Genomic DNA, 11,322 nt, shown 5'->3' with positions numbered 1-11,322 from the left:
CAAGAGCCAGGATGACCTCAAAACTCGAATTCTCGAATTTATCGACTATTTTAATAAAACAATGGCTAAACCTTTTAAGTGGACATACAAGGGTAAAGTGTTGGCTATCTAATACTTGGTTTATTTCCGCCAAGCTGTACTAGTACAATTTTATTGTAAACCCTCACGATCGCTGACACATTGCCAAGGGCAGAGGAAATTCTCATTCTCGGTAAAAGAATTGTTTGATACTGCTTGTCTTGCTTATTGACATTATGGGACTTGGCAAATTTTAGCGATGAGCTTAAAGTCCAATACAGTTCAGATTAGCATTTCTTCCTTAATAAACCACGGTTCATTAGGAATCCGGTTAATCTCTTATGATAAGTGAAACAACCTTAAAAAATATAAAACAGACCTAACCCCCCAGCCCCCTTCCCGCAACGGGAAGGGGGAGTCAAAGCCTCTCTCCTAACAAGAGAGAGGTCTGATATTTAATTTGGTTGAGTTACTTATTAACTTTTATTTGGAAGTCCTAAAAAACCCCACCCTATTTAAGGGGGTGGGGTTAGTACAGTTACTAAGGCTATTTAACCGTAGATAATATAATATCACTCAAATTGCACAAGCGATCGCCCCGATACAATAATGAAACCCACAGAATCAAGCCGAATCTGAGGCTGGCGAATTCCCTCTAGAATGGCTGCATTTAAAGCAGTTTCTATCTTCAATTCTTCAGCTAATGCATTATCCCAACTTTGTTGGTTCAGGCGTAGGCGTAATTGTTCTACTCTATTGCCTAATTTCTTTTCGGCAACATTAGCACAACTTTGGCACAAGTCAATAAAATCGGGACGATTGGAGAGTAATTCCGAAGAAGTGTTCCGCACTTGATAGCAAAAATTTTGCCATTTACTAGGGTCAACAAAATCGTCAATAATTCCTAAGCGCTCTTTTGCCAGATTGTAATCTCGTCCTTGATTATTGTTTTTATCTTTATATGGACGTTGCAGGATACTTAAGATTGCTCTATCCTCAACAACACGTATTGGCTCCTTGCGACCATCAATATAGATAGTTTCTATAATTGGCGGAAATAGAGCATCGACACGTCGCTGCAAGTTTTTGAATTGAGAATTATCTAGTTTGTAATCTAGTAAAACTTGTTTGGCGATTCTTAAATTTGCCTCAACTACATAATTGCATTGGAAACCAAACCACTCCTTCCCTTCTTTAGGATCCCAAGATGCATCAGTGCGCCACATTGCAAAGGCTTCACCTCGGTCATCCCAGTTTATATAGTTTAAGAGGGCTTCGACAAATCCTTCCCCAATCCGAAAGAGTTTAATACCAGAATTCTGATTTGCTACCCTGCGATTATAAGTACCAAATTGGTCTAGATAACTATCAGCAAAACGGTTTTTTAACTCATTTATGGGAACCAATGTCCGCGTTGTCGGTTGATAACGTCGGATCTCTGATGAATCTGGGTTATTAAGTGCCCTGAATCCCAATGCATCACAAATCCAGCCTTCAATTGCTCGTTTAATTTCTAGATGGCAAGCATCGTAATTATCTAAATCTTGAAAATACTGGGTGGCAATTTCATCGTTAGCGTCAATTTCATTTAGAGCATTCTGTTCACTAATTTTTGCTATTTCAGCTTGAATTTGCTCTTGAATTGGCGAAATCATCTCTAACAATCCAGCCGCACTTGATTGAAACAAAGTTGTTTCTAATTCTGTAAGTTTCTCATCCACATAAAACTGTAAGCTGGCAATTGATTGTTGGAAAATACCAAACCCATCTTTCAATACTTGATACCAAGCATTGTGAGGGCTATCTGGCAAATAGGGGCCAATCAAGGCACAGGATTGGACTCCAATTTTGCTGCCAATCCGGTCAAGTCTGCCAATTCTTTGCTCTAATTGATTAGGCGACCAAGGAAGGTCAAAATGAATTAACCAATCGGCAAACTGGAGGTTACGTCCTTCTTCTCCAGAGCGATCGCATACTAAAATAAAGCAGTTTAGGTTATTCTTGAACTTACTTAAGCCTTCCTCAACTTTGTCTGGTGATTCTCCAAATTGATGTTTAGCTACTGTCTCTGCACCAAAGGTATCAGACAAATACCGGACAATTTCGCCACAAGTTTGCACAAAACTGGTAAATACAATAAATTTGGGCAGAATATCCCCGGTAATTGGCCTCTTGATTCTCTGCTGTATCCTCGTGACGAATTCTTTTTGATTCTTCCGAACATTTGCAGGAATTTTGAAGTACGTACCTAGCTGATTCAACAGCACTGTTTTCAAATTTTCCGTCCGTTCTCCGTCCTCTTGAGGTTGACGAATAATTTTTAGAAAGGATTGCAGAATCTCTTCTTCCCCTGAGAATTTGGGGGTTGTAGTTAATAGGCGAATATCATCTTCTTTAAACTCCTGGATGAGTTTAGAATCAGGTTTACCAGTTAACCGGGCGGTAATTACCTGCTCTAAAATCTTTAACCAAGTACCAGAAGCTAGAAATAACAACAGAAAAATTCGCTGATATTGCTTTTCACCAGAAGCAACACTACGCCATTGATTGAGCAGTTCGTGGATATCAGGCGATCGCTCGTCTAAATCATACTCTTCTTTCGGCGTAAAATTGCGGTCAAATATCACATCTTCCACCGCAGCGCGACGGTTGCGAAGCATTCGGCGGTGTAGTCGATAGGTATCGCTGACGTGAGTGCGAATCGCTTGGACTATTTGGTCTTGCTCAGGAGAATTTGCTTGTAAGTTTTCTAAATTATCCGCCAACTTCAATAAATACTTATCCTCAGCAAAGAGATTTCGCAGTTGCTGCAAGTTGCTTTTGAGAACAACAGGGTCGGCATCTTCATTAAAAGAAAGCAGAAGTTTACCAATTTGCTGACGACTTTCAACTTTGGCACGAAAACCTACTAAATCGCCAAGTTTATAGGTTGTCGGGTCGAGCAAGTGCAACATAGCCAGAAAATCCTGCTCATGGTTAAGAACAGGAGTGGCAGATAATAAAAGTAAGCGATCGCTTTTATGAGCAAGTTCTTTGCAAGTCTCAAAACGCTGGCGCACTGTTGCATCCTTAGAGGTTGCCATTGCTGCGATATGATGGGCTTCATCTAAAATTAAGCAGCCTATCCTCGCTTTCAGGTTGATTTTATGAATATCTTCAACCGCTAGCACCGCTACCCGTTTGCCAAAATGGGAGATGTAAAACTTGTTTTCTAACTCCAGGCGCCATTGTTTGAGCAAATATTGCGGAACTAATACCACCGCACCTTTTTTCGGCTCATCGAGGAGGAATTGACGCAGAATTGCACCCGCTTCGATGGTTTTTCCGAGTCCCACCTCGTCTGCTAGCAAGTAGCGTTGAATTGGGTCTTCCAGTACCCGCCTGACTACTTCAACTTGGTGAGGATAAAGATTAATATTTGCCGAAATCAGTCCCGTCATCCCGCGACTGACAGCGCGTTGCTGAATCAAGGATTTAACGAAAGCCAATCTTTTGTCGTGGAAGTAAGGCGTTTCGTGACCCTTCATCGCCAGAGTTTCGATAGGGTCTGTGTTGGGTAAATTGCAACGAACGTAAATGTCTTCAACAGATGCGATCGCAGTTTTCTTATCTGGTAAATCAATTTGATACATTTCTGTATCTTCATCCCAGATGAAAACTCTGCCAACTATCCATTTATCCTGGCTTTGGGACTTAATATAGCATCGAGCCTGGGGTTCAAGCCTGACTTCAGAGAGCGAATTTAAAGGTAAAGTTTTTTGGAGACGTTGCCCTATGGAGCAGAAATACTCAACAATCGCATTGGCATCAGATATTTCAGTAACTTTTCCTATACCCAAAGAGTTATTCTGGGACTGTACTAATAAACCGAGCTTAATCATAGATCCAGTCCCCTGAACACACTAAAAGAACCTTCCAGACTAGTTTGTTCACCTATATCTGGCAGTTTTGTCGATCAACATTATAGATAGTCAACTGCCCCAGCCACAAGGGGAAGTAGCTTGTAACTAACCGAGAGAATCGGTCGAAACATCACGTGCATTGGGTTGAGTCGATGCCCGGTATTATCCGGGGCACCTCTCAGTTAAATCTGGACGTGCGACTTTCACCGCATCCAGCTTCCGATGTTCTTAGCTTGCGCTTTTGCTAATGTGTTTATGACCTTTCACTATTTTCCGCGTGGCATATTCTCCCAAGTTTGCCTGGTCTTCGCAGGATTGGTTCTTTTTGCCTGAGTGCTTGTAGTCGTGGCAGCTTTCGTGCAGCGCTTCAAGGTTTTTACTCTTCCAGTTTTCATGATTTCCGTCAATATGATGTAGGTGTATCCTTTCATCATCTACGAATTTCAGTCCGCAGGAAGCACATTTATGGCTTTGCTTTTTCAGAGCTTTAGAGGTTTTGCCGTCATAGAGCTTACTGTTACGTTCGCTCCAGTAGGCTACTTCACCGTCATAGGGGGATTTTATTCCTTGAACCATGACGTGTTTGTTCTCGGAGTGAGGAACTGCTGGGAATGCCTTGTCTAGCAACGTTTTACTAGAGTAGTGGTCTTGCTTGGTTTCCTTATTGAATACCTTGTAAGCTCTTGTTTCGATGTGGTATAAGGAATTCCTCGCCCCATCCATCTTGCAAAACTTATGGTAGTTTCTCCAGCCTCTGACTATTGGGGAAAGCTTTTCAGCTTTTTCCTTAGCACCATAATTCGAGTTGTTGACGATGTGTTTTACTTTCTTGCGAAAAGCTTTGAAGTTATCCACTGAGGGAACACTTTTGAACTTTCCGTTTTTCTGGACTTTAAAGTGCCAGCCGAGGAAATCAAACCCATCTGTCGCGGCGGTAACTTTGGTTTTCTTTTGGCTTACATTCATTCCGCGTTTACGGAGGAACTCGCTGATTCTTTCAAGTATCTCAATCGCGTCATCTTCGGGACGGAGTATGATAACCATGTCATCCGCATAACGGATTGATGGCTCGACAATGCTCCCTTTTGGGGTGTTGTCTGTGATTTTCTTACCTCGTTTGTGACCGTCGTGGTACCTATGGATACTCTCAATCCCGTTGAGTGCGATATTCGCTAGTAGCTGTGATACTTGTCTTATTGCAAGAAATCGAGCCGAGGTAGATTTTAGAATAAGCTTTTGGAGTAACCTAGCTTTCCTCTTGTCTCCAACTTGAACAGCTTTAAATACGCGCTTTTGAAGGCGAAAGAGAGTCTTGCGGAATTTCTTCCACGGTAGCCTTTTCCAAGATTCACTAGTTTTGACACTGTGTCTAATCATTCTCTTCTCTGGTTTGTATTTTTCTGAACACCTCAGACCAATTACGGTCTGTCCTACCCTAACTGTGGGGATTCCTCCGCTCGTCTGGGCTACCTAAGGTTCGACTGCCTTAAGACCCACAGTTAGTTTTTATTCGTTCCCTCGGAGAGATTGATAGTCCCGTTAGATGTAGCCACTTTAACCACTGGATTCCCTAGACTCTTGCCGTTATGGTCAGTAAATGCGGCGGGAATTAATTCTCCAGTGAAGTCAGGGGTTCTGTGTTACGCCCTGCTTGCAGGTAGGTCACTTTTCTAGGCTCTGTTTCATCGTAGGAACTCCCTATTAGCGCCAGTGTCAACCCGTAACGGCTGTCTGATTGCACCCTGTTCCCCGCTTCACTCTGTAAGAATCGAGCTTACTCGGTGGGGGCAGATAAGGAGTCAATTCTGAGTCTGAATGGCAGGGCTTGCACCTGCATCAAACCGAGAGTTCAGCCTTTTAGTGACAGTAATCTGCTGTCAGGCTGGGTTAGTTATTTACGGACTGGATACCGTGATTCCCTAACCAACGAATCGCACACTGACACCTGCTCTTGCATCCCTTGGGTAGAAGAGAGAATATAGTCGTGTCTCGTTAAGAGTCTGTCTCGTTAAGAGTCTCTGACTGGGAATGCTTAATGGGAGGGCTGCTGCCTCAAGACTTGCGGCAGCCCAATGAGGAGCATTTCCAGCCAGAGGTTCTTAACGAGGTTTTAAAAGGTTTGCGCTTAAGTTGACACCTATGAGCAATGCTGTGCCCCCACAACATATGTGGTTCAATGTCAATGAAAACTGCTATAAATCCACATTCTTTAATAAAGTTTTGTGTAAAAGCGTAGCGTTTTAAATGCAGGGCAACGCATTGGGATTGTAAAGCGACGCATTGGGATTGTAAAGCGATACATTGGCATTGTAAGGCGACGCATTGGGATTGTAAAGCGATACATTTGCATTGTCAGGTGATGCATTGGCATTGTCAGGCGACGCATTCGCATTGCAGGGTATTGCCAAATTTAATTCGCTACGAATTAATGAAATGCTGTACTTATACCGATTACTGTGAGATTGCATAGAACAAGGGGATTTTGCCCCAAGTTTAACCAAGCCTGATTTTGTGTAGTCTCTTAGAGAATTGTTATTATAGCAATCCTAAATCAGTTACGAACAAAAAGACCCCCGACTTCTTGAAGAAGTCGGAGGTCTGAGCCTGTAAATGTTTTCAAATCAAATAGGATTGCTATAGCTGATTATCTGGTGCAACAAATTCACGCTTTGGCTTGATAACGCCACGATACAATTAAGGTGATGTAGTTTTATTTACTATGAAGAAAATCAGAGACAACACAATTAAGTTAAATCAATTTTTAAAGTTGATGGGTATAGTGCCAACTGGAGGGCAAGCCAAGCTGATGATTCAAGGTGGCGATGTCCAAGTAAACGGTATGTTGGAAACCCGACGAGGACGGCGACTAGTACCGGGTGATAAAGTGACAATACAAGGACAGACTTTAGAGGTGAATTTGAATAACAATGAAGACCAAGACGTAGTAATAGATTTTGCCGAACAAACCGAGTAAAGGATTTTTATCTCAAATTAACAAGTTCGTCTTTTGTCTTGTGAGTAATGCTACAAATTTCCAACAAAGTTATTATCCCACAGAGTGAGATTGAAATTAGTGCGATTCGTTCGCAAGGAGCGGGAGGCCAAAATGTGAATAAGGTTTCCACTGCGATTCACTTGCGCTTCGATATTGCAGCTTCATCATTACCGGATTATTATAAACAACAGCTTTTAAAGCTGAATGATCGACGCATCACCCAGGAAGGAGTTGTCGTAATCAAAGCGCAGGAACACAGAAGCCAAGAGAACAATCGGGAGTCAGCGTTGAGACGACTTCAAGAACTTATTCAAAGCGCTGTTGTAGTGACGATAAAACGCAAACCCACGAAACCAACTCGCAGTTCTCAAAGAAAGCGCCTTGACTACAAAACTAAGCGCGGACAGGTTAAATCTAACAGAGGGCAGGTGACAGATTCTTGATTTATAAATTAAACTTTGGCACTCCATTTGGTTGCAAAATCTAACCAGAGAACTAAGACTAATTCCTTCTTTTGACTGTGGTCAAGTGCATGACTTAGTTGGTTAGCTTGAGAATAGCAACTATTAAAGGTGAAAAAAGATGAATAAGACATTACTAACGATTTTGATGCTTGCGCTCTTACTCTTATTCATCATCTCTCCCTTTGCTGCCCTTGCTAGTTTAATGCTGGTAGTCTTAGTTTCGGCGTTTTTATCTTTACTAGGAAACTTGTTCCAAGCAATAATTGGTGGTGACACCAATCCAAAAGGGTCTTAACACATCCGGCACTGTCAAATTACCTTCTTCTACCATATGCGCTGCTTCATAAAGCATTTGCCAGAGAAAAGGCTCATCTTCCTGTGTGAGTGGACGAATTGAATAATCCATGACTCATGCCCCAAAGTCCGCTTTTGTCAAATTCACGGTAATTTACTTAGTGGTGTCTCTAAACCGTCAATGCTGACGAGATTTCTCTTCTGTTGAAATTCTCGAACTCCCTCTTCACCTTTTTTACTAGCCCAGTTTACTAAAGTCTGGCGCTGACCTTGATATTCATAGAGTGGTACGCCAAAACCACAGGAAGTCTGTACTTGTTCAATATCAGCGACGATAATTTGACGAGTTCCAGGCATCGGCAAAAACAGAGAATACAGGGAGTCCCAGTCTGGAGAACTTGGTAAAATCGTCTTTCCTTGACCGTAAAGACGCAGGATACACGCAGGTTCCTCAAAGGCGCAAAACATGAAGGTTATCCGCCCATTTTCTTGCAAATGGGCTGATGTTTCGTTACCACTGCCTGTAAGGTCTACGTAACCTACTCGGTTGGGAGAGAGGATGCAAAAGCAGCCTAAACCTTTAGGAGACAGGTTGACATGACCCGTAGGACTCAAAGGTGCAGAGCCAACAAAGAAAAGGTGTTGAGCAGCAATAAAGTCTTGCAGTTCGTCAGTAATACAGTCAAAAAACTTAGACATAGACTGTCTGATTTATATTTGCAAATTTCCCTTCTTCTTAGGCTATGTCTTAGCTAAATATCTAGCAAGCCCTAATTGCCGATGTCTAAGCAAGTGGGGAGTTACAAAGTGTTATTGTCTCATGTACCGACTAGCCATTTGGATGGCATCAGCGATATCCACATCACCATCACCGTCAGCATCCAAGAAAGAATTCAGCACAGGATTGCCGCCAGCTTGGGGATTCTGAGCATTGGCACCTGATTGCAAAAATTTTAACACCAAAGGTACTGCTAAAGGTAGCAATTGTTGAACTATACCAGCATCCAATCCAGTGCGCTGGGCAGCAACCTCAGCAACCTGCTGTTGTATCTGAGGAGAAAACAGCGAATCGACGGCTTCGGGGTTAGCTGAAGTACCAGCATATTGATTCACTAGAGTTTGTGTGGCTTCATTACCATCTGTGGCTTGCTTATCTTGTAAAGCAGAACGTACTTGACCACCCACAATAGACAAAACTGATTGGATGGTAGACGGGTCTGTACCAGTGCGATCGCTCAACTGTTGTACAGTGTTAATAATACCTCCCAGTTGCCCTAAGCTGCCCTGTTGATTGGGATTAGTGACGGCACCAAGAATTTGATCGAAAAGTCCCATAAGTTTGTTTCTCTCTTTGTTCTGAAAAAGTTTGCCAAAACTGGCTTGAAGTGTTTGGTGTCAGCGGACTTTCGTAAGTCTACTAAAAGATTAGAACCCGCCAGATCATAATGAACGAATAAAATTTCAAAAGCTACTAGCTCAAGGGTGAGAAATCGGGACAGCGAGACCTGCGGCGGTCACTGAGCCTGCGTTGCCCTGAGCTTTGTCGTTGGCGCAGCCTCTCGTAGAGAAGGGTCGAAGTGTGGGCAGAGCGATCGCAAACTCTGTACCTCGATTTAACTCAGATAGGCAAGTAATTTTACCCTGATGTTTTTCTACTACAATCTGATATGCGATCGCTAGCCCCAAACCAGTACCAATGCCTCGTGGTTTGGTTGTGAAAAATGTTTCAAATATCTTTTTCTGATTTTCTGGTGAAATACCAGAGCCGTTGTCTGCAATTCGCACTATCACTAAATCATTCTGCCAGCATTCTGTAACAATGGTGATTTCAGGGAGAAATTCCGGATTCTTAGCTGATTTTTCTTCTAAAGCATTGATGGCATTGCTAAGAACATTCATAAATACCTGATAAAGTAAACCTGTGTAGCCTGGAATCAGTGGAATCTCTCCATAGCTGCGAACAAGGCTAATTCCATTTTTCAGGCGATTGTTCAGAATCAAAAGTGTACTATCTATACAAGCGTGTAATTCTACTAACTGCATTTCCTCGTCATCCAAACGAGAGAAATCTTTCAAACTTCGGACAATTTCTCGCGTGCGATCAGCACCAACTTCCATTGAGTTGAAGAGTTTTGGTAAATCTATTAAAAGAAACTCCAAATCAATTTCTTCTGTTAAAGTTTGCAAAGCAGTGGAAGGATGAGGAACTTCCGCAATATATGTTTGTAGTAGCGATAATAGGTCGTTAGTATAGGTTTTCGCGTGTATGAGGTTGCCAGAAATGAAATTTATCGGATTATTAATCTCGTGGGCGACACCAGCCAGCATCCGTCCTAAACTAGACATTTTCTCACTTTGAATTAGTCGAACTTGCGCCTCGGCTTGTTGTTCTTCTAAAAGATGCTTCACCTGTTGAATTAGCTGGTTAAGGGAGCTAGTTAACGCCCCAACTTCATCTTCTGTGGTCACAGGTGCTTGCAAATCAAAATTAGCTTCTTGGGTAACTCGTTGGGCAATATTCGTCACCGTGTTAATGGGATGGGCAATGATTTTACTTGTGTAGAAAGCTAGGATGGCAGCGATCGGCACTGACAGCAGCATACTAGCAATAAGAATCTGAACTTGCATGAGTGCAGCCTTATTTTTGGCTACATCAGCTCCCTCTTGGCGTTCTTGAACTGTTTTAGCAAAGTTGGTTAATTCATGGGCAAATTGATAAAACTTAAGAGCATCCTGACTTTGACTGAATTTCGAGATTAATTGCTGTGCTTTTATAGCTCCCTCAGGCTGTGAACTTAATGGCAAAATTTGCGGAATCAGTGATCTGAGTTGTTCAATATATCCGACTATCGTGCTGTTATGCTTTGTGAGCAGAGCTTGTAAATCTCCTTGCGAATTAGTTTGACTAAATTCCTGCGTTTGAGAAAGCAACGTTTCCACTTCCGCTAGATCGCTTTTAAAATCAGAAATTCCCCTTTGCAACGCTTGCGGCTGCTGTAAAAAAGGCACTATTTCTTGCTGTCGGATCTGTATTTGCAACAGTTCGCCTTGCAAACTACTTAACAAGCTTCCTTCTTCATCTATCAATAGATGATGTTGTCTGGCTTGTTGGAAGTAGCGATCGCCTATTACCAACCCCACTGTTGTTCCCAAAACTGCAATTCCCAAAGCCACACCGTACCCATAAAAAATTTTTTGTTGAATACTAAGCCGATGAAATCTTTGTTGAACCGAGTTAAAGTATCTTAATTCAAGTGTCGCAGTCATGGTGTAACTCGCTGTTGAATTTTTTTAGGAGGCGGTTTTTCATCAAAAACAACGAATCTAGCCGTAGGTGATAGAACATGGGGATGCAAATATGTAGAGAGTGGAAGCAAATTTGATCCAAAATGCGCTCTTAGTTTATCAAAAGTTGCATTTTTCTACCCTGGTCAAAAATACTGAAACTATAAAGATTAGAAGTATCTGCCTTACTGAATACCCACTCATCCAATTTCAGGAAATATTTGATTCAGATTCATTGGTATGACAATGCGATCGCTTTTTTGGTTATTGCTGGAGGCGATCGCTCCTACTCAGTTTTATAATTTATGATGGACTCAGAAGCTCAAACTTCAGCCTCGTTGATCAAAAGCTCCTTCCTAGCACT

The 11,322-nt window shown here is 42.1% G+C and carries 10 protein-coding genes; 2 read left to right on the top strand and 8 right to left on the bottom strand.

Annotated features, from left to right (window positions below):
* Nucleotides 1–590: 590 nt before the first annotated feature.
* The 3 genes from dpdE to V7K49_RS00635 all read right to left on the bottom strand — a co-directional run bounded on the left by dpdE (nt 591) and on the right by V7K49_RS00635 (nt 6,388).
* Nucleotides 591–3,899 (bottom strand): protein DpdE, encoded by a 3,309-nt coding sequence (dpdE, locus tag V7K49_RS00645; protein ID WP_335204105.1) that lies wholly within the window; start codon nt 3,897–3,899, stop codon nt 591–593.
* A gap of 249 nt (nt 3,900–4,148) precedes the next feature.
* A complete protein-coding gene (locus V7K49_RS00640; RefSeq protein ID WP_335204104.1) occupies nt 4,149–5,297 on the bottom strand; it encodes a reverse transcriptase N-terminal domain-containing protein in 1,149 nt (382 codons plus the stop codon).
* Between the two features lie 863 nt (nt 5,298–6,160).
* Nucleotides 6,161–6,388 carry a hypothetical protein gene (locus V7K49_RS00635; RefSeq protein WP_334868480.1) on the bottom strand — a complete coding sequence of 76 codons (228 nt, stop codon included), beginning with the start codon at nt 6,386–6,388 and terminating at the stop codon, nt 6,161–6,163.
* A 251-nt stretch (nt 6,389–6,639) separates the two neighbouring features.
* On the opposite strand from V7K49_RS00635, the gene V7K49_RS00630 reads away from it, so the two are divergent.
* Together V7K49_RS00630 and arfB are read left to right on the top strand one after the other, a co-directional pair.
* Nucleotides 6,640–6,894 (top strand): RNA-binding S4 domain-containing protein, encoded by a 255-nt coding sequence (locus tag V7K49_RS00630; RefSeq protein WP_273767590.1) that lies wholly within the window; start codon nt 6,640–6,642, stop codon nt 6,892–6,894.
* Nucleotides 6,895–6,941: 47 nt separating this feature from the next.
* A complete protein-coding gene (gene arfB / locus V7K49_RS00625; RefSeq protein WP_334722360.1) occupies nt 6,942–7,358 on the top strand; it encodes an alternative ribosome rescue aminoacyl-tRNA hydrolase ArfB in 417 nt (138 codons plus the stop codon).
* An 8-nt stretch (nt 7,359–7,366) separates the two neighbouring features.
* Here arfB and V7K49_RS00620 read toward each other — a convergent pair whose 3' ends face one another.
* The 5 genes from V7K49_RS00620 to V7K49_RS00600 form a co-directional block, all read right to left on the bottom strand.
* Nucleotides 7,367–7,510, bottom strand: coding sequence for a hypothetical protein (locus tag V7K49_RS00620; protein WP_335204103.1), 144 nt, complete (start codon nt 7,508–7,510; stop codon nt 7,367–7,369).
* A gap of 107 nt (nt 7,511–7,617) precedes the next feature.
* Complete coding sequence (locus tag V7K49_RS00615; protein WP_273767588.1) at nt 7,618–7,785, bottom strand: hypothetical protein; 168 nt, start codon at nt 7,783–7,785, stop codon at nt 7,618–7,620.
* A 32-nt stretch (nt 7,786–7,817) separates the two neighbouring features.
* On the bottom strand, nt 7,818–8,372 hold the full coding sequence (locus tag V7K49_RS00610) for a pyridoxamine 5'-phosphate oxidase family protein (RefSeq protein WP_335204102.1): 555 nt from the start codon (nt 8,370–8,372) through the stop codon (nt 7,818–7,820).
* 111 nt (nt 8,373–8,483) lie between these two features.
* The gene (locus V7K49_RS00605; protein WP_334873874.1) at nt 8,484–9,008 is read right to left on the bottom strand and encodes a DUF937 domain-containing protein; all 525 of its coding nucleotides are present in this window, start codon (nt 9,006–9,008) and stop codon (nt 8,484–8,486) included.
* Between the two features lie 141 nt (nt 9,009–9,149).
* Nucleotides 9,150–10,940 carry a sensor histidine kinase gene (locus V7K49_RS00600; RefSeq protein WP_335204101.1) on the bottom strand — a complete coding sequence of 597 codons (1,791 nt, stop codon included), beginning with the start codon at nt 10,938–10,940 and terminating at the stop codon, nt 9,150–9,152.
* Nucleotides 10,941–11,322 lie beyond the last annotated feature (382 nt).

This window comes from Nostoc sp., assembly GCF_036919675.1.
Classification (GTDB): Bacteria; Cyanobacteriota; Cyanobacteriia; order Cyanobacteriales; family Nostocaceae; genus Nostoc.
The sequence above is the reverse complement of the archived record's forward strand: the minus strand, read 5'-3'. Positions and strand labels throughout refer to the sequence as shown.